Source organism: Gelidibacter gilvus, from assembly GCF_004115975.1.
In the GTDB taxonomy this organism is placed as follows: domain Bacteria; phylum Bacteroidota; class Bacteroidia; order Flavobacteriales; family Flavobacteriaceae; genus Gelidibacter; species Gelidibacter gilvus.
The window spans coordinates 1-18,673 of the sequence record NZ_SDDZ01000015.1; the positions used below are offsets into that span (position 1 = coordinate 1).

An 18,673-nucleotide genomic window follows, 5' to 3' on the forward strand; every position below is an offset into this window, starting at 1 on the left:
TACCACCCTTGCGACTTACTAATGCTTCCAGACGTTACTCCAGCGCATGAGGGACTTGCACCCTCTAAATTAATATCTTACTTTGCAGTAAGGTAAAGATGCCCATACTGGGCACACACACCGTGTATAAACCATTGCTGGGTCTGTGCTCTTCTGGAAAATTCTTGGGAATTTTCCAGCGTAGTTTTGTATCTTTAATGGTTCGTGCTTTCACACGCAACGGTCCATACACATAAACTCCAAGATGAATTCCTAATAAATCATTAATTGTTTTTAAGCTACAAATCTTTGGAGCTCTACATACGGTGTTCCTCTTCTTACCACTGCAAAAGCTCTTGATATAATCTTATTCCTTACGTTATTTAAGGCCACCATTTTCGGTTTTCCCTCTGCAACTTTTTTCTTATAATATTGGTTTAGTTCTCTGTCGTATTGTATGGCACTAACACTGGCAAGTGTTAACAGTGTTTTCATTTTCCTGTCGCCTATATGATGAATTCTGTTTTTTCGATGGATACTGGTCCCAGAACTGTGTTCAAAAGGTGCAACGCCACAATAACTTGAAAACTGTCGCCAATTGTCAAAACGTTTAAAGTTGCCCGTGTGATATAGGATTTGGCAGGACAGTATTAGTCCAACTCCCTTTAAAGTGTTTAAGAGCTCATAATTCCTCTGTAACGACTCCTCTTTCTCCATAAGTTTTTTAATGTGATCCTCTAGTGCCACAATTTGTTTTGTGAGATAATGAATCGTCTTTTTGATGATCCTGCAGCAGTCATCAGTCGATGGACTACTGAGCAGGTTCAGTATTTCTTTGAGACTGCTCATTTTACCTGTACGATCCCTTACCAGCTGATCCCTAAAGGACAACAGGCGTCCCAGCTCTTGGATGTCCTGTTCTTTTGGACTGCTTAAAACAAGTTCTTCTTTATACAGCCAGGCATATCTCGCAATCATAGCTGAATCAAGTTTATCTGTTTTTCCCCTGACGATTCCTGCTGATCTTTTAATCGCCAAGGGACTTTCTTCAACATAATCTATATCGTTTTCTGACAGATAAACACTAAGGTTTGTGGAGTAATGCCCTGTATTTTCAAAACAGAAAAAATAGACTTGTTCTTCTAGATATGTTTCTACCCAAGACAAAAGTGCTCTATAACCTTTGGGAGTATTCGAAAACACTCGGTGTACTGCCCTAACGTGAATTTGTGCATCGATTGTTAATTTAGATACATCGATACCGATAACATCTACATAATTATTCATATTTTTAAATTTTATTCCTTCTCATAAAGGAATGATTAATAAATGTTGCAGTGACTATCACCTTTAATAGGAAGTGATTCCTGGTATTCCAAATGGTCCTATAGCAACCTAAGAAAGACAAGAGGACTGATACGTGTAGAGGATCTATAAATTCTAATAAACGTTTTAGTTCTCCTCTTGTCTCTTAGTAAAAGTAATAACTACTTAATTAAGAGATAAATTAAAGGTAACGTTGTGCCCAATTAAAAAATTCGTAATAATTCCAAAAAACCAGCTATTTGATTTGTATCTTTGATAGTATCAAATGATAGTATCAAGAATGAAGCCACCATACGAAATAACACCCGAAATATTAAGGTTAATCACTTCCATTTCAGAAAAAATCGGGGAGGTTAATGCCAACTTTTTAAATAGACCTTCTCCAAAATTAAGAAAACAAAATCGCATAAAAACTATTCATTCCTCTTTGAAAATCGAGGGAAATCATTTAACCGAAGAACAAATTACGGCACTTTTGGAGAACAAAAGAGTAATCGGTCCCAAAAAGGATGTTGTTGAAGTGCTTAACGCCATTGAGATTTATGAGAACTTAGGTAAATACGATCCAGACAACGAACAATCATTTCTGAAAGCTCATTTAAAGTTAATGAATGGATTAATTGAAAACCCAGGAAAGTATAGGAAACAAGGGGTTGGAATTGTAAAAGGTTCAAAAGTAGAACATATGGCTCCACCTTTTAATAATGTTCCGTTTTTAATGAAAGATCTATTTGAATACCTAAAAAAAGGGGATGAAATAGAGCTAATAAAAAGTTGTGTTTTTCATTACGAAATGGAGTTTATCCATCCATTTATTGATGGAAATGGCAGAATGGGAAGGTTATGGCAAACCTTAATATTGATGGAGAAATATCCTCTTTTTGAGTTTTTACCTTTTGAAACGCTAATTAGCAATGATCAAGAGAAATATTATAAAGCATTATCTGAAAGTGATAAATCTGGACAGTCTACAAAGTTCATAGAATATATGCTTAACGTTATTAACACTTCTATTAGTGAACTTTTGAATTTCAATAACAGAACATTAAATGAGGAAGACAGATTAGAATATTTCGTATCAATGAATAAAATTGAATTTAACAGAAAAGACTATATGGTAATTTTTAAAGATATATCTTCAGCTACGGCAAGTCGAGATTTAAAGAAAGGCGTGGAATTAAATTTATTTGACAAAATTGGAGAAAAGAATAAAACAATTTATCGTCTAAAATAACTGGGCACAAGCCGTGTATAGTAACCTTACTCCGCTCTTTTGTTCTTTCTGATTAATGCTTAAAGTTAACTGATTTATTAAAAATCAAACTTAAGCCGTGTAAAAATAATTGCTTGGTTCTCGCCTACTTGGAAATTCCTAAACGCCAAAAGCGTTGCAGGACGGAATTTCCACAGGCTCGTTCAATTTTTGTTATTTTAGGTGTTTATCCCACGCAGCTATTCTTACACAAAACCGTTGGCAACAATATGAAAACCGAAAACATTGAGATTTAAAATAACATTTTTCATATCATTCTTTTTTTACATTTTTTCCGCATTTGGACAACGGAATTTTAGCGGAAAAACTATCGACCAATTTTCGGAAAGTGCCATAGGAATTACAATATTCGACAAAGACACAATCCAAATCGGACAGTCTGACTTGAAAGGATATTTCCAAATTGAATTACAAAAAGAAACGGATACATTAATTTTTGCTGGAGTTGGTTATGAATGGGCAAAAATTACAGTTCCAAAGAAATGTGAAAATATAGAAATAATACTTTTTTTGGCTTCTACCTACGATTTTATGTCACCTAAAAAAGTTGACAGACTTCGCGAAAAAGAATTTAAAAAACTCACCGAATTACACTCTCAAGCATTCCGAAAAGGACTTTTCATAACAGAAAAGCCCTGTGTTAGCCGAAAGTTTGAACCTAACTTCCCAGAACTTGACGAAATTCGCCGACAACATAAATTGACCAAGAAAAAGATTAAGACAAAATTTAAAGAACTGAAAATCGGAGATATTATAAAAGTTCCGACTCAAACTTGGTCAGCATATACAAATGGAACTGATTTTGGCTGTCTAATAACCGGGAAAATTATTGAAAAAAATAAAAAAAAAGGTGGATATAATTTAATTTTAAAAGTCAGTAAAAACCTTTGCGAAAATGGACGAGCAACATACAATGGAGAGAAAGTAGAAATTGGAGAATCAATTACACATAATATGAAATATTTCAAAATAGTAACCGAATAAATACTGTTGCCAATAACTAAGCATTCGTGTGGTCGGTACGACCCAACATGAATGCCGTGTTGACTGAACCGATGTTGGTCGGTTTGCCTACTATGGGGATTGATTGGATTTAAGATGGGTTTTTAAGGGTTGGTTTTTCCTGCTTGGGAGTATTTGACTGCTTTACTATTGCAGATTAGAAGTACAAGATAGACTTTCAGTTCCTCTTCCCTGTTTTTCAACGTTTTTCACTCAGTTTTCTTCATTTTTGTCCATAGATATCCTATTGCGCGTGACTTGCGCTTCTTTATGTTGGTGTTTTCATCTGATTATTGATCTGCTCCAGCCAGTGCTCTGGTGGTCCCCGAGCGGTAAAAGTCGCAACGGTAACAAGGTTTCCTTTTTTGCATATTGGACACTTTCGGTGCATCAATGGCCCTGTCTCCGCAAGTTTTGGCATTCCCAGGTCTTTCTGGAGCTGTGGGATCATAGTTCTTTTGTAATAACTGCTCAAAATACCATAATGCCTGATCCGTGTAAATCCCTTGGGCAGGATATGTAGTGCGAACCGTCTGATAAACTCAGCATCGGGCAGCCCGAGCACAGATTTCTTGCCCCCGTGCCGATAGTCCTTTACCATGAACCGTACGTTTCCATCTCCGTGGCTTTTTATCCGATGGTTGCTGATGGCGATCTTATGGGTATAGCGGCCCAAGTATTCCACTACCTGCGAGGGTCCATAAAATGGACGCTTGCAATAGACCACCCAATGATGTTGGAACAGGCTTTGGTAAAAAGAGGGAGGTTGCTGCTTCCCCAGTTCTTTGCGCAATCCGGCCACAAATCGGGCCCTGAAGACCTGACTCATTGCCTTTACTGGGAACAGATACTTTCCCTTACTCCTGGTAGGTTTCCATTTGCCCGATCTGGCAATGCCACCCCCAGGAACTATACAGTGCAGGTGTGGGTGCAGCGAAAGGTTCTGCCCCCAAGTGTGCAGGATAGCGATCATTCCCATCTGGCCACCCAAAAACTTGGGATTGCCACCAAAATCCCGGATAATGCCCCAAGCTGTTTTGAACAAAAGACCGTACACCAACTTTGGTTCGTACAGACATAACCGGTTCAGCTCCGTGGGCATGGTAAAGACCACATGGAAATACGGAACCTCCAACAGATCGGCCTCCCTTGCCCGGATCCATTCCTCCTTTTTATGGCCCTGGCACTTGGGGCAATGACGGTTGCGGCAACTGTTGTAGCTAAGATGGAGCTTATGACAGGCAGGATTATTGCAACGATCAATGTGACCGCCAAGGGCCGCGGTGCGGCACTTGCGTAGGGCATGCAGGGTGCGAACTTGCCAACTGTTGGCACAATGATCGGCAAGGTGTTCCCTGTTTCGCTCCAAGATATGGGCTACTTCATGGACAGGGATGGACATCCCTATTGGCCATAAAGCCTGTCCAGCGGACTGAACGGCTTTTGCCTACCCGATTGTGCCACATGCAGGTAGATTAGGGTGGTCTGGATATCCGCGTGTCCCAAAAGGTCCTTCACGCTCATAATGTCCAGACCCATTTCCAGTAAATGGGTGGCATAGCTGTGCCGCAGGATATGGGCGGTAATCTCCTTTTGGATGCCACTGTGCTTGCGGGCCTCGCGCACGATCCACTGCACGCCCTGGGAAGAGATCCGGCACGGTATGCCCGATTTGTCATTGCCCGTAAAACACCACGTATACGGGTTTTCTGCCAGGAAGTATCTCTGTAGGCCACGGACCTGCATTTTGGAAAGGGGAACATACCGATCCTTGCGCCCTTTCCCCTGGCGCACGTGCAGCATCATCCTGTCAAAATCCAAGTCCTTCCGCTGTAGGTTGCGCAGTTCAAAATTGCGGAGACCACAGCCATAGAGCATGGCCAGGACCAAGCGGTGCTTGAGCAATTTAGGGGTCTTCAACAGTTGTTTTATCTCCCTTTGGTTCAATACCACGGGGAGTGTCTTGGGGCGTTCAATGGAAGGAAGAACCACTCGCATTTCTTTCATCCCAAAGACACGATAGGCATAGCGAAGTCCATAAACGGTGTGCTTGAAAAAACTGTCGGATGGAGTCTTGTGCTGTGACTTTAAAAAGTGTAGATAATCCAAGATCTGTTCCTCATCTAGGTCAAGTGGACTACAGTTAAAATGGAGTGCAAGGTGAGCAAGACAGCGGGCATAGTTGGTAAGGGTACTCTGGCTCTTGCCGGCGAGCTCAACGGAACGCTTTAATTTTTGGTAGAGGGTTGCGAATTCCGGAACTGAAATACAGGCCCTTTGGATAAGGGTGTCATTTTTTTTTCATAATATTGAGTATTAGATTAATCCTATCCTAAAGGTAGTGAATCGTGATCTAACAGTCATGAGAAGCTACCTTTAGGTTTAGTTCAACACCGCGTACAAATAATTGCTAGTTCTCGCCTACTTGGGAATTCCTTCGGAATTTCCACAGGCTCGGTCAATTTTTATTATTTTAGGTGTTTGCCACCGCGACTATTCTTACACATAAACGTTAGCACACATATAAACGAAACACATTGAGAAAATCTATATTCATTTTAAGTTGCCTTCTATCCACAATAATATCTGCTCAAAATTTGGTGGATTTGGATTGCGAAACTGGATTTAAAAAAATACAAACAGAACTCGAATCCAAACCACAAGTTGATTATAAATTAATTTATTCGCAAAAGAAATACGGAGAAGAAAGCTTTGAATTCAGCGAAGGAATTATTATTGTCAATAATATTGACGACCTAATAAATCAAAACGACATCGCAAAAATAATTGGTCGAATTGGAGTGGAAAATAATTTGACCAAAGTTATCGCTTTACGAAATTGTGATGCTGGTGGACTTTATCTGCGACAAAACGAATTAACAACTGAACAAAAAAATTATTTAAGCCAAAGCTTAATTGCAGAAATTAATATCGACTTGTTAAAATCTTTATCCAAAAAAGAAAGGAAAAAACAGAAGAAAAAACGTGACTTGATTGAGTCTGTTTCAAATAAATCATGTGAAAAACTTGCTGAATTTGGAACTGATAAATTAACTATGGAAAGTTTTAATACGATTGTCTCAACCACATCTGCCGAGTTTGCCGAAAAAACAATGGAAATTTACGAAATGCCTTTTGAGCAAAGTGTGGACAAATTTTTAAAAGATTTAATGAATCATTTATTGTTCGATTGTCAATTAGTACAAGAATTTGCAAATAATCAGTAATAAAATACGTGTGCTAAGCCGTGTATAAGCAATGGCTTGTTCTCGCCTACTTGGAAAATCCTCAACGCCAAAAGCGTTGCAGGACGGATTTTCCAAAGCCTGTTTCACACACTTCCTGGCAGGCAATCGCCACAACTCATGTCATTAAACTTTAGGCATCTTATGAAAAAACTCATATACACCATAATAACTTTTGGATTGTGCATAATGTCTTGTAAAGGACAAAATGAGCGAATTGAAATAAGGTTAATGAACTGTATTTATGAAAACTACGATGACCATGGAACAGAGTTCAAAAAAGCGATTACAGATTTCGAGCAATTACTGATTGGTCAAAAAATATTGAAAGACCAATCTGGAAAAAGCTATAGATCTATTCTTGAAAAGATTGTAGTTGATGATGACTTTGACTATAATCCATCCGAATCCTTTTTCGATAATATTCGTGAGATTGGATTGCCCCAAAATGAATCTTACAAAACTTGTCAAACTGAATTAAGGAAGAACGCAAATATCGACCTGACAAAGGAAACCAAATTAAATGCAGTTTTAGATTCCCTTAAAAATACCGGAGAATTAACCCCATCACAAGTTGCCATCGGAATTTTATCTGTTCTCAATGAAAATGACTTTGAATTGGATTATTATAAAATGAATATGTTTTCCTTATTTGACGTCATCAGTATGATCAATGCCGATGGAATAAAAAGACAATTACCAGAGTCAAAAGAAGACATTATAGACTATGACGTCACCAAAGCACTAAATATATATCTTGACGGAGAAAGTCAGGTTTTCGCAAATAACCAAAAAGTCACTCATAAGGAACTTAGAAAAACAATTCGAGATTATGTGTCTGAAAATAAATCTGAATCAGTCATCTCTTTGAAAAATGACCGACAAACAATGTATAAAACTTACATTGAAATCCAGAACATAATTGTTGGAGAAATACGATCGTTAAGGGAACAATTTTCAAAAGAAAACTATAAAACAGAATTAGATCATCTTACTCAAGAGCAGCTAGCGGAAGTTAAGAAAATCTATCCGCAGAACCTTATAGAATAAACATGTTGAATAAAACTGTATAAAAACAACTGCTCAATCCTAGCCTACTTATAAAACCTTCCACGTCCAGATGCTTGACAGGTCTGATTTTCTATTCGGTTTGTTTTTACTAAATTAGTTGTCTACCCGCTCAATGAAATCTGAGTATCAATTGGATAAAACATTGGTCGTAAGGGTAAAACAGTATAAAACAATAACTAACATTAAACTATTAAAATGAAAAAATTGGCATTATTACTAGCGCTTGGATGCATTTTCACCTTAACTGCACAAACCGAAATTGAAAAAGTATCAGAAACCATTAGCAAATCTGAAATTGAAGGTCATATTTATTTTTTGGCTGACGATCTTTTAAAAGGACGAGAAACGGGTTCTCCTGAACTCAAAATTGCAGCTTCATATTTGGCCAATAGCTTTCGTAGTTATGGTGTACAACCTAACCCAAAAACAGGAACCTATTATCAAGAGGTAAAACTTAAACGCAAATCCCCTCCAAAGGATGTATCCATAGTAATAAATGACCAAGCCATTACTGATTACGTCATTATAAATGCTATTTCAATGGCATCATACGAAGACGCCATATTTTTAAATTATGGTTTAACTGATGATTATAAAGGAAAGGATGTAAAAGGCAAAGTTGTTATTGTAAAGGCTGGAAGTCCTGAAACTACCGAAGGTAGAGCCGCATTTACATTGCGTCGCACCAAAGAGAAATTAGCCAAAGACCACGGCGTCACTGCTATTATTGAGTTGTTAAAAGTTGACGACGGTATGTGGAGTTCTATTGGACATAATTTTAATGGACCAACCCTGAGCGTTGATTTAGAGGATACTGATAAAAGTGGCAATAATGATATCGCCTATGTTTGGGTTTTAGATAAAGAAGGAAAAATGGCTGACCAATTTAGTGCCGCCAAAAAAATCAGTTCAGCCATTGCTATTGGCGAAAAACAAGAGGAAACGGTGATCTCACAAAATGTTATTGGTATCGTTGAAGGCACCGATGCAAAGCTTAAAAATGAATACATTATTTATTCTGCACATTATGATCATGTTGGTATTGGTGAACCAGACGCAATTGGAGACTCCATTTATAACGGCGCTAGAGACAATGCCGTTGGCACAACTACAGTGTTGAGCATGGCCAAAAACTTAGCCAAATATCCGACAAAACGCTCTGCATTATTTATTCTCTTTACTGGAGAAGAAAAAGGTCTTTTAGGAAGTAGTTATTATGTTGAAAACCCAGTATTGCCTTTAAACCAAATGGTGTATTGCTTTAATAGTGACAATGCAGGTTATAACGATACTTCCGTGATATCTGTTATAGGACTGACCAGAACGTCTGCCGAAGCTAATATCATTAAGGCCGCTCAAGCCTTCGGATTAAAAGCAATTGAAGATCCCGCCAAAGAACAAGGCTTATTTGATAGAAGTGATAACGTTAATTTTGCAAAAAAAGGAATTCCTGCGCCTACATTCTCTCTAGGCTTTACTTCTTTTGATGGTGACGTTACCAAATATTACCACCAACCAGGAGACGAGGCTGATACTTTAGATTATGACTATTTGCTAAAATTCTTTCAAGCTTACGTGCTGGCAGGTCGTAATATAGCAAATGACAAACAAACACCTGTATGGAATGAAGGTGATAAATATGAAGAGGCTTCCAAAGACCTTTATCAAGTAAAAGCAATTAAAAATTAATTCCTAAAAACCATTGCATCACTACATTAGATGAAACAGCAAGTCGTTTTTTAATAAAACCCACATCTGATCTGTCTACTTTTCTGCCATGCTGAAATGTGCGGCAGATATGAGGTAGGATCATTCTATTTTTCAGGCTTACTGGTTTTGTATGTAAAAATCATGCAGTAAATACCAGTCGTCTATATCAGCAAAAAACATTGGCTTTTTGAGATCAAGGTTTGTTTCGTAGCACTAAAAAATTAAAAGAAAATTAATAACCAAATTTTAACACACGATTTAAGTCTTGACATATCCTCATTAAAAAATCGGCCATGGCCAAGAGCGCGGGAAGTCAGAATTTTCACTAATTCATTCTATTTTTAGTATGTTAGCCTCTTGTGCGCAAAATTATCCTTAAAGACAAACGTTACCCATAACGCGAATGGCCAAGATGAATGACTAATTAATCTACCTATGACAATAGCTGAAATCATAAGCAACATATTTTTACCCATATCTCTTGCCATTATTATGCTTGGCATGGGAATGACTTTAATCCTTTCCGATTTCAGTAGAATCTTAAAAAAACCTAAAGCCATTTTAATTGGTCTTACCAATCAACTTGTTTTTTTGCCAATTATTGGTTTTTCCTTAGCCATAGCTTTTAATTTACATCCTGTTATGGCCGTAGGATTAATGATTCTGGCAACTTGTCCCGGAGGTGCAACCAGCAATTTAATATCACAGGTTTGTAGAGGCAACATTGCATTATCAGTGACCTTAACTGCTATCTCAAGTATTATATGTGTTTTTACAATTCCTTTCATTTTGTCATATGCATTAGACTATTTCGGCACTGAAACCGGTGCCACAATCAAACTCCCCATATTAAATACGATCATTCAAATAATGGGAATCACTATTCTTCCAATTTCAATAGGCATGTTCATTCGCAGATTGAAACCAGACTTTGCCAGACGAATGGAAAAACCAATGCGAACTGCGTCTACAGTAATTTTCATCATCGTCTTTATTGCTGTGTTAGCTGCAAATTATAATATTCTGGGTAAAGCAATGAAAGAAGTAGGACTGCCTACTTTACTATTAAATATCTTAACTATGGGATTGGGGTATCTAACGGCTCGATTATTTAAATTGAATTTAAAGAGTGCCATTTCCATCACCGTAGAGAGCGGCATACAAAACGGAACCCTGGCCATTGTTATTGCCACCTCAATATTAAACAATTTTGAAATGAGCATTCCAACAGCAGCATACGCCATATGGATGTTTATAACTGGTGGCATCCTCATGTGGTTCTTCGGAAATAGAACTGAAGAAGAATATACCGCCCAACAAAGTCGCAAATAATTTAATAGTTGTTTCTACCTTACTGACACATCTCGAAGTATAACGACGTATAGATTTTCTAGATGAGATTTTACGCTTTTAATCGCCAATGACCTGCGAATGAGTTATCAATTACTTGATAAACACACGAATAATGGTTATCTTGATTCTCTTATGAATCAATTACTCATGAACTATTTTTTAGGATTTATATTATTATTTGGCACTATGCTTTCTTCAGCACAAAATATGAAACAAAAAGCAATTCCTCTTGAAGGAGATACGAGCTTGGACAGACTCATTTCCGCAGCTGCCGATAAGGAATTGGTATTGTTGGGAGAAGCTAGTCATGGCACCCACGAATACTACTTATGGCGGGATAAGATCAGCAGACGGCTGATATCTGAGCAAGACTTTAATTTTATTGCCGTAGAAGGTGATTTTGCGAGTTTATACCATCTCAATCTCTATGTCAAAAATCTGGATGGTGCGGCAAATTCTGCCAAAGAGGTTTTGCTAAAGCTCCATAGATGGCCAACCTGGATGTGGGCCAACGAAGAGGTTGTGGCCTTGGCGGAATGGCTCCGCAATCATAATGACAAATTACCTCAACATAAGAAAGTAGGATTTTACGGGATGGATGTCTATGACGAATGGAATTCCAAAAAAGTGGTTTTGGATTTACTCAAAACAACAGATCAGACTGCCTACGCTTATGTAAAAGACCAATATAAATGTTTCGATCCGCATAAGGGAGATAGCTGGAGCTATGCTCATGCCGTTAACGCTGGCAAAGATGCCTGTACAACGGCTACAAGAAATGTGGTAGAGTATATCAGATCCAATCGGAGTAAGTTATCGGGACTTTCCGATGATACTTATTTTTATCTTTTACAAAACACCATCGTCGTGCAGAATGCTGAAGAATTTTATAGAGAAAGTGTCGCTTCAACAGGACCTAGTTCATGGAATTCGCGGGTCCATCACATGCATGGCACCGTCAATGATTTATTGAATCTTTACGGTGAGAACTCCAAGGGAATTGTCTGGGCACACAATACCCATATTGGCGATGCGGAGTACACAAGCATGCGAAACGCCGGCCAGAAAAATATTGGTCAGCTCACCCGAGAAGGATTGGGTGATGCCAATGTTTTCTTGATTGGCTTTACCACTTATGAAGGGAAAGTAATGGCAGGCTCCAGATGGGGTGCTCCCATGAAGGAAATGACCATTCCACCGGCCATTCCCAATAGTATTGAATACATATTGAATCAAGTTGATCAGGATCGTTTTTATCTGATTTTTGATGAAGAGGATCGCAAGGAAAAAAACCTAAAGGCACTTGGCAATAGAGCTGTGGGCGTGGTCTATAATCCGCGGGGAGATAGCCGACAGTTTGTGCCCACCATAATCCCATTGCGCTACGATGCTTTGTTCTTTTTTAAAAAAACCAGCGCTTTGCGTGTTTTGAAAAAGTAGAACTATTTTGAGCCTTCTTAACTCTGTTGAGAATGCAGTAACAGTGAATGTTGAACAAACAATTATTCAACTTCGTGTTTTCATTACATCCATTTTTTCACCATTGCTCCAACAGTATAACCAAATATCGCATGGGCGACAGTCCAGTAAATCCAGGCCATAATATCATTTGCTGCTGGAGGTTGTTCAGACAATGCCGTTAGAAAAAATAGTGCGCCACCACCTAAGGTATAAACCAGAATATAAGGCCATATCGCCTTCTGCATTGTCCAAGTTTTTAAAATATAAAAAAGTGCAATGACGCTGATAATACAGGTTAAATAATGAAAAACCTGTCCAAATAACCAAACCGGTTTCAAGTCGTTAACTACAGGAATATAATCAAAATTAAATAATAGCACATAGGCCGTATTACCGGTAAGGACCATCACAATTTTCAATATCAATATCAGCACAAAGCCAGCAATCAGACCAATGGAAGTGAGGTTAAATAGTTGTTTCATACAGGAGTCAGGTCTAAGAATTGATTTGAGAAAAAGTGTATTTAGTGCCAGATTGTTCTGTTAGAGCCATTCCGTAAGTATTAGTTTTACATTGAAATTGTGGAATTTCATATGCTTCTGCACTAGCATTTATGAGGGGTTTAAACTTGGCTTCTGACATTCAAAATAATTTAAGACAAACGAAAATACATTTTTATGGTTTTAAAAAATAATAAAATATGATTTTAAATGATCCAAAACTCATTAAATTAGGTCATTTTCATAAAACATCGATTTATAATAAATACAGCCATTTTAAAAATCCTCTTAATCTATCGCATGATTAGACGCTATTCACAAAAAGATAAAATTAAGGTCATCGATTTACTCAGACGAAATACGCCGAAGTATTTTGATCCTTCAGAAGAGCAATATCTTGAAAACTATCTTACTCATGAATTGGAGGACTATTTTATTTTTGAGGAAAACTCCGAGATTATCGGAGCTGGAGGTATTAACTATCTTCCAGAAGAAAAATTGGCTCGGATTTCCTGGGATATTATTGACCTTAAATCGCATGGAAAAGGAATCGGAAGAACATTAATCCAATACAGACTGAACCTTTTGAGCAAAAATCAAGATATTGACATCGTAATGGTCAGAACAAGTCAACACGCCTATAAGTTTTATGCCAAATTTGGGTTTGAACTTGAAAAAGTGGAACAGGATTTTTGGGCCAAGGATTTTCACCTCTATCAAATGAAAATAAGAAATGACCATTCGTGAACTCATAGATACAACCGAACACAGACCTTGGAAAATGCCAGCACAACCCTGGAAATTTTATCAAGAGTGGAACAATGCCATCTTCCTTAACTGGCAAGTGGATTTGAACGACTTGAAAGATTTTGTGCCACATGAATTAGAAATTGATCTTTTTGAAGGAAAACCTTGGATTTCAGTAGTGGCATTTACAATGGAAAAGATAAGGCCTAAAAACCTACCTTCCTTTCCACCAATCTCAGATTTTGATGAAATTAATATCCGTACGTATGTAAAATCAAACCATAAAACTGGGGTCTATTTTCTTAGCATGGAAGGCGGTAAAAAATTATCCTGTAAAGTTGCTAAAAGTATATCGCAACTTCCATATCGATTTTCAAAAATCAACCGCACTGAAAACCGATACATATCCACTAACACCCATTTTAATGACACCTTGGATATTCAGTTTTCGATTGGGAATGCCATCACCAAGAAAACGGCATTGGAAATCTGGCTGACAGAACGATATGCTCTGTTTCAAGATACAGAAAAGTCGATCAATGAATTTGAAATTCACCATTTGGAATGGCCAATTAACACGATAGAATTGAAAAAGTTAGAAATTAATTACCCGCGATTTAACCAACTCATCAAAGGCAAACCTCATAGCATCCAATACTCCAAAGGTGTAAAAGTAATTGCTTGGGGAAAGCTTGCAACACCAAAGACGGACTACAAAACTTAGAATGGTCAGGCAACTGAACAATATTACTGTTTTGATTTTAAATAGCAGATCGAATATTCAGAATAGGAACGGAAATTATTTACCATGAACAGAAAGCTGTAGAGCTGTCACTTTAATTCCATTCTAAAACGCGTCAACATGGGCTATTTTAACCTTATCTTTGCACTATTACCTAGTGTTATTCCACAATAAAGCTCTCGATGTTATTGCATGTCTAAATTACCCAAAGAACATAACTTTCTTGATCTTTCAGACTACGGAAGACCTATTGCAAGAATTATTGCAAACGCCTTAAAGAATACTATTTTTACACCAATTCACGTGACGCTTGCTTTTATAATTTCCGGACTTTTGGCTGTCTATTGTGTTCTTGTAGGCCATTACTGGTTAGCAGCATTCTTTTTAATTCTTAAGTCCATTTTGGACGCTGTCGACGGCGAATTGGCCCGTGTAAAGGAAACGCCATCTTATACAGGTCGCTATTTAGATTCTGTAGCAGACATTTTATTAAATGCCTTAATTTTCATTTCTATTTGGTTAATTAGCAACTCACAGCTTTGGGTTTGTGTTTTGGCATTTTTAGGTTTGCAATTACAAGGCACGCTTTACAACTATTACCATGTGATTTTAAGAAATAAATTTGATGGCGATACCACGAGTCGTGTGTTTGAAAACAAAACACCTAAAGCCATGGAAGGTGAAAAACAAAACCATGTAAATATACTTTTCGGGTTGTATAAACTTCTTTATGGTGCTTTTGATAAGTGCATTTATCTTTTAGATGGAAATGCCAAGAAAGCAAAAACATTCCCCAATTGGTTTATGACCGCCGTCTCAACCTTTGGGTTGGGGTTCCAATTACTCATCATTGCTACCATGCTCGTATTGGGTCTAAAAGATATTATTTTGCCGTTCTTTTTAGCCTATACCCTTATGGTCTTTGTTTTTATAGCTATAAGAAAGGCATTGTTTTAATTGAACAGACAATTCTTGGTCATTTTAAGACGAAGAAAATGCATTTAAAAACAAACTGGTTTTAGCGTAACGCACCTTCAGGAAACCTAACCTTATCCGGTGCAGCATTTAACATTGGTAATGCCGCTCTCAAAATTCGGTTACGACGCCCCGTAGTATCTTGTGGTTCTACAGGATAAGAAATCACGGCCTCCATCCACGCAAATGTGTTGATCCTAAAATAGACGGCTGGATCCCATTGCTCATTGTTGTAGGTCTGAGGCTGTGGATAGCGTTCTTTAAAATCTGCTCTGGTAGCTTCTAACAGGCAATCTTCCACAAATTGTAAGTCGCTGGTATAGGCCACCTGAATCGCAGTTTCATTCCATATAAATGGAACTTGCGGCCCTGAATAATTAATTATTTCTTCTCTTAAAATCAGACTGTTAGGAAACCGGATGACGCGTCCACTTGAGCGATCATTTCCTAAATAATCGCCGCTACATTCCAAAATTGAAGTATCCAGATAACTGATCTCCACCACATCACCACGGAGTCCGTTGATCTGAATACGATCACCCACCAAATAAGAGCGACGAAAAATCAAATAGACCCAAGCTATAAATGAAGCAATAGGCGCCTGTAACGCGAAACCTAAAACCAGAGAAATTAAACCAAAACTAACCGCTGCCGCATAGATATTCTGAAATAAAAAAGCCACAACGACAATAAGATTCAATACAATGGTAAGAAATCTTATGATTCGCAATAAATTATAGCGATTGCCTTCGAGGTAGTTTTGGCTATCAACAATTCTTGAAATAATTTTACTTATCAGAAGAATCAATGATATCAAAAACAGGCTGATGCTCAACTTTTTGAAAACCGGAATGTACTCTGCCCATGGCTCAAAAATCTTCAGTTCTAACAAATAGTGCAAGACAATGAACATTAGTGCCATGACCGAATAAATTACAATCCAAGGTTTGTCTTTCTGAATTTTCATATAAATTTTTTCTTTGACAGGTGAAATTAATACTTCTATTTAAATTAACACTGCCTTTCCATCCGAAAATTCTCCGGCGGTTCTTCCAAAAACAGTGTCTTTTTTGAAGATAAGATTTTATAAAGGTTTAAAAAAATCCACCATTAAACCATCTCATCAAAAACAGTAACTCATAATAACGACAGTCAGGATTTAAAAACTCAAAGTACTTTTCCAATAAATGAAAGGACGGTATTTCAAAAGAGTTAAACTTATCCTATATTTGCCTATTGAGATACCTAGTGAAACGTGCTGACCAGACGCTATTTATAGCATCTAAACATGTACAGGGCATCCAAAAAAACCTAACTATTAAAACCATAACTATGTCAGATCAAAAAGTATTTGAAGCAAGTCCTGAAAGCAAAGGAAAAGCAAAACAATTGCGACTTTTTGCAATGTTGGCCTGGATCATTGCCATTGCGGGACAGATCTTTGCCATTTTTAAATTAATCCACAACGAAACCCTTGTCTGGCTAATTGTTGTTATTGTAGTAATTTTAGCCTTATCCATTACGGGATCCATGCTATGGAAAAAGGCAAATCGGTTAGATCCTGCATCTGAAAAGGACAAGACCCGATTCTTTGTTCAAAATCAGTTGGGCGCCATTATGGGCGTATTGGCATTCTTGCCATTGGTGATTCTCATTTTCATGAACAAAGATGTCGACGGAAAAACTAAAGGAATTGCGGGTGGTATCGCCGTAGTTGCGATGCTCATTGCGGGTATTTCTGGAGTTGATTTCAATCCGCCTTCGGTAGAACAATACACTAAGGAAATCAACGAACAAACCACCACATTAAAAGATTTAAATTTTGATAACGATAATGTCTATTGGACGACTGCCGGAAATAAATATCATATTTTTGAAGACTGTCAACACATTAAAGGCCGAGAAGGCATATCCAACGGCACCGTAAAGGAATCATGGGAACAGAAAGGTATTTCAGAACTTTGTAAAACCTGTGAAAAGAGAGCGCTTAAAAACAAAGGAACTTCTGAGGAAATTAGTGTGGATCCGTCATAAGTATCGATAGATCCAGTTATCTGAAAATGTTTACCCAGAAAGACATCCGTTTTTGATACCCTCGAAAACGGATGTCTTATTTTCAATAGCGGATAAAATCTTAAAATCCGATCACTAAAAAAAGTTGTGATGGCACAAAAATCAGTTCAGACCTATGATTATATCTGTTTTAGCGATTTAGCTTACGAACGTGACTCTAGAGATTCTAAAGACGTTGAAAAGAAGATAAAACGCCGATTAAAGTATCACAATTTAACCGCTTATGACCAAGAGCGTGTTGACTATATCAGAATTTTAAAAGATGATCTGCGCAGAGAAATTTCACTTCAATCACAATCGAAATATTATCATAAGTCAGATTCCAAATATACCGATGTATCCGATTTTAACATCGAAAAAATGACCTCGGATTATTTAGAAACCTACACTAAAATCAACGAAGGCGATATGGTTCAAATTATAAAATTTGCCGTTTATATCTATTATATGAGATAGAAAATATCGTAAAAATCGATCTCCTACCCCATTAAAACCTCAGCAAAAAAATATGACCCAAATAAAGATAAGAAAAGCGAATAGAGAAGATTCAGAAGCCATCGCCACATACCTATTGTTGGCCATGGAAGATATTGTGTGTGAGTTTATCGGTCAAAAAGATGCAAACAAAGCGAAAGCTTTTTTGATCCATTTTATACAACAAGAACAGAATCAATATTCATATCAAAACTGCTTTGTAGCGGAAGATGAACATCAGATTATTGCGGCCGTCAACATCTACGACGGATCACACTTAAAGGCGTTGAGAATTCCCATTAGTCAATATATAAAAGCAAAATTCAAAACGGATTTCAATCCAGAAGATGAAACGCAAACCGGGGAATATTATATAGATTCGTTAGGCGTTAATCCTAACCAACAAGGCAAAGGCATTGGCGCCACACTTTTGCAATTCTTAATCAATTATTATGTTACCCAAAACGGACAGACTATTGGGCTATTGGTAGATGAAGAAAACCCAAAAGCCAAAAAATTATATTTAAAACTGGGCTTTAAGCCAGCTGGGCAAAAAATATTGGTAGGAAAGCGCATGCAACACCTTCAAATAAAGCCAGAACCATAACTGTCAAATGGTAAATGCCAGAGCTGTTGTTTACTTTTCAATTATATCGTAATGTCAACCTAATACAGATATTTGTTAAGATAATGGCCTCGTCCAAATAGTTAATCCCTGCGATTAACCATCCACATTTATTTG

18 protein-coding genes are annotated in these 18,673 nt (G+C 37.5%); 13 read left to right on the top strand and 5 right to left on the bottom strand.

Features of this window, described 5'->3' with window-relative positions:
• Positions 1-273: 273 nt before the first annotated feature.
• Positions 274-1,266: an IS110 family RNA-guided transposase gene (locus ESZ48_RS16685; RefSeq protein WP_129018642.1), complete on the bottom strand. Its 993-nt coding sequence runs from the start codon at positions 1,264-1,266 to the stop codon at positions 274-276.
• Between the two features lie 319 nt (positions 1,267-1,585).
• On the opposite strand from ESZ48_RS16685, the gene ESZ48_RS16690 reads away from it, so the two are divergent.
• A complete protein-coding gene (locus ESZ48_RS16690) occupies positions 1,586-2,539 on the top strand; it encodes a Fic family protein (protein ID WP_129018708.1) in 954 nt (317 codons plus the stop codon).
• Positions 2,540-2,803: 264 nt separating this feature from the next.
• Positions 2,804-3,562: a carboxypeptidase-like regulatory domain-containing protein gene (locus tag ESZ48_RS16695; protein ID WP_129018643.1), complete on the top strand. Its 759-nt coding sequence runs from the start codon at positions 2,804-2,806 to the stop codon at positions 3,560-3,562.
• A 286-nt stretch (positions 3,563-3,848) separates the two neighbouring features.
• Here the strand turns inward: ESZ48_RS16695 and ESZ48_RS16700 are convergent, their stop codons facing one another.
• A complete protein-coding gene (locus ESZ48_RS16700) occupies positions 3,849-4,982 on the bottom strand; it encodes an IS91 family transposase (protein WP_129018644.1) in 1,134 nt (377 codons plus the stop codon).
• A 2-nt stretch (positions 4,983-4,984) separates the two neighbouring features.
• Complete coding sequence (locus ESZ48_RS16705) at positions 4,985-5,863, bottom strand: tyrosine-type recombinase/integrase (RefSeq protein ID WP_223266491.1); 879 nt, start codon at positions 5,861-5,863, stop codon at positions 4,985-4,987.
• A gap of 254 nt (positions 5,864-6,117) precedes the next feature.
• Here ESZ48_RS16705 and ESZ48_RS16710 point away from each other — a divergent pair, with 254 nt between their 5' ends.
• From ESZ48_RS16710 to ESZ48_RS16730, 5 genes are all read left to right on the top strand, one after another.
• Positions 6,118-6,807: a hypothetical protein gene (locus ESZ48_RS16710; protein ID WP_129018646.1), complete on the top strand. Its 690-nt coding sequence runs from the start codon at positions 6,118-6,120 to the stop codon at positions 6,805-6,807.
• A 162-nt stretch (positions 6,808-6,969) separates the two neighbouring features.
• Complete coding sequence (locus tag ESZ48_RS16715; RefSeq protein ID WP_190246289.1) at positions 6,970-7,875, top strand: ExbD/TolR family protein; 906 nt, start codon at positions 6,970-6,972, stop codon at positions 7,873-7,875.
• Between the two features lie 225 nt (positions 7,876-8,100).
• On the top strand, positions 8,101-9,585 hold the full coding sequence (locus tag ESZ48_RS16720; protein WP_394345731.1) for a M28 family peptidase: 1,485 nt from the start codon (positions 8,101-8,103) through the stop codon (positions 9,583-9,585).
• A 456-nt stretch (positions 9,586-10,041) separates the two neighbouring features.
• The gene (locus tag ESZ48_RS16725) at positions 10,042-10,938 is read left to right on the top strand and encodes a bile acid:sodium symporter family protein (protein ID WP_129018649.1); all 897 of its coding nucleotides are present in this window, start codon (positions 10,042-10,044) and stop codon (positions 10,936-10,938) included.
• A gap of 168 nt (positions 10,939-11,106) precedes the next feature.
• Positions 11,107-12,399: an erythromycin esterase family protein gene (locus ESZ48_RS16730; protein ID WP_190246290.1), complete on the top strand. Its 1,293-nt coding sequence runs from the start codon at positions 11,107-11,109 to the stop codon at positions 12,397-12,399.
• Between the two features lie 83 nt (positions 12,400-12,482).
• Here the strand turns inward: ESZ48_RS16730 and ESZ48_RS16735 are convergent, their stop codons facing one another.
• Complete coding sequence (locus tag ESZ48_RS16735) at positions 12,483-12,902, bottom strand: hypothetical protein (protein ID WP_129018651.1); 420 nt, start codon at positions 12,900-12,902, stop codon at positions 12,483-12,485.
• Positions 12,903-13,220: 318 nt separating this feature from the next.
• Here ESZ48_RS16735 and ESZ48_RS16740 point away from each other — a divergent pair, with 318 nt between their 5' ends.
• The 3 genes from ESZ48_RS16740 (at position 13,221) to ESZ48_RS16750 (ending at position 15,366) form a co-directional block, all read left to right on the top strand.
• Complete coding sequence (locus ESZ48_RS16740; RefSeq protein WP_129018652.1) at positions 13,221-13,667, top strand: GNAT family N-acetyltransferase; 447 nt, start codon at positions 13,221-13,223, stop codon at positions 13,665-13,667.
• Positions 13,654-14,391: a YqjF family protein gene (locus tag ESZ48_RS16745; protein WP_129018653.1), complete on the top strand. Its 738-nt coding sequence runs from the start codon at positions 13,654-13,656 to the stop codon at positions 14,389-14,391. The genes ESZ48_RS16740 and ESZ48_RS16745 overlap by 14 nt, the downstream gene beginning before the upstream one ends.
• 210 nt (positions 14,392-14,601) lie before the next feature.
• Positions 14,602-15,366 carry a CDP-alcohol phosphatidyltransferase family protein gene (locus tag ESZ48_RS16750; RefSeq protein ID WP_129018654.1) on the top strand — a complete coding sequence of 255 codons (765 nt, stop codon included), beginning with the start codon at positions 14,602-14,604 and terminating at the stop codon, positions 15,364-15,366.
• A gap of 61 nt (positions 15,367-15,427) precedes the next feature.
• Here the strand turns inward: ESZ48_RS16750 and ESZ48_RS16755 are convergent, their stop codons facing one another.
• Positions 15,428-16,351: a mechanosensitive ion channel family protein gene (locus ESZ48_RS16755; protein ID WP_129018655.1), complete on the bottom strand. Its 924-nt coding sequence runs from the start codon at positions 16,349-16,351 to the stop codon at positions 15,428-15,430.
• A gap of 365 nt (positions 16,352-16,716) precedes the next feature.
• Here ESZ48_RS16755 and ESZ48_RS16760 point away from each other — a divergent pair, with 365 nt between their 5' ends.
• The 3 genes from ESZ48_RS16760 to ESZ48_RS16770 all read left to right on the top strand — a co-directional run bounded on the left by ESZ48_RS16760 (position 16,717) and on the right by ESZ48_RS16770 (position 18,538).
• Positions 16,717-17,418 (top strand): hypothetical protein, encoded by a 702-nt coding sequence (locus ESZ48_RS16760; protein WP_129018656.1) that lies wholly within the window; start codon positions 16,717-16,719, stop codon positions 17,416-17,418.
• A 129-nt stretch (positions 17,419-17,547) separates the two neighbouring features.
• Positions 17,548-17,913 carry a hypothetical protein gene (locus tag ESZ48_RS16765; protein WP_129018657.1) on the top strand — a complete coding sequence of 122 codons (366 nt, stop codon included), beginning with the start codon at positions 17,548-17,550 and terminating at the stop codon, positions 17,911-17,913.
• A gap of 52 nt (positions 17,914-17,965) precedes the next feature.
• Positions 17,966-18,538 carry a GNAT family N-acetyltransferase gene (locus ESZ48_RS16770; RefSeq protein ID WP_317127997.1) on the top strand — a complete coding sequence of 191 codons (573 nt, stop codon included), beginning with the start codon at positions 17,966-17,968 and terminating at the stop codon, positions 18,536-18,538.
• Positions 18,539-18,673: the final 135 nt, after the last annotated feature.

Bases quoted from the DNA above. Each gene is read 5' to 3' on its own strand.
- ESZ48_RS16685 (WP_129018642.1), bottom strand. From the start codon at position 1,266: ATGAATAATTATGTAGATGTTATCGGTATCGATGTATCTAAATTAACA.
- ESZ48_RS16690 (WP_129018708.1), top strand. From the start codon at position 1,586: ATGAAGCCACCATACGAAATAACACCCGAAATATTAAGGTTAATCACT.
- ESZ48_RS16700 (WP_129018644.1), bottom strand. From the start codon at position 4,982: ATGTCCATCCCTGTCCATGAAGTAGCCCATATCTTGGAGCGAAACAGG.
- ESZ48_RS16715 (WP_190246289.1), top strand. From the start codon at position 6,970: ATGAAAAAACTCATATACACCATAATAACTTTTGGATTGTGCATAATG.
- ESZ48_RS16725 (WP_129018649.1), top strand. From the start codon at position 10,042: ATGACAATAGCTGAAATCATAAGCAACATATTTTTACCCATATCTCTT.
- ESZ48_RS16730 (WP_190246290.1), top strand. From the start codon at position 11,107: ATGAACTATTTTTTAGGATTTATATTATTATTTGGCACTATGCTTTCT.
- ESZ48_RS16735 (WP_129018651.1), bottom strand. From the start codon at position 12,902: ATGAAACAACTATTTAACCTCACTTCCATTGGTCTGATTGCTGGCTTT.
- ESZ48_RS16740 (WP_129018652.1), top strand. From the start codon at position 13,221: ATGATTAGACGCTATTCACAAAAAGATAAAATTAAGGTCATCGATTTA.
- ESZ48_RS16745 (WP_129018653.1), top strand. From the start codon at position 13,654: ATGACCATTCGTGAACTCATAGATACAACCGAACACAGACCTTGGAAA.
- ESZ48_RS16750 (WP_129018654.1), top strand. From the start codon at position 14,602: ATGTCTAAATTACCCAAAGAACATAACTTTCTTGATCTTTCAGACTAC.
- ESZ48_RS16755 (WP_129018655.1), bottom strand. From the start codon at position 16,351: ATGAAAATTCAGAAAGACAAACCTTGGATTGTAATTTATTCGGTCATG.
- ESZ48_RS16760 (WP_129018656.1), top strand. From the start codon at position 16,717: ATGTCAGATCAAAAAGTATTTGAAGCAAGTCCTGAAAGCAAAGGAAAA.
- ESZ48_RS16765 (WP_129018657.1), top strand. From the start codon at position 17,548: ATGGCACAAAAATCAGTTCAGACCTATGATTATATCTGTTTTAGCGAT.
- ESZ48_RS16770 (WP_317127997.1), top strand. From the start codon at position 17,966: ATGACCCAAATAAAGATAAGAAAAGCGAATAGAGAAGATTCAGAAGCC.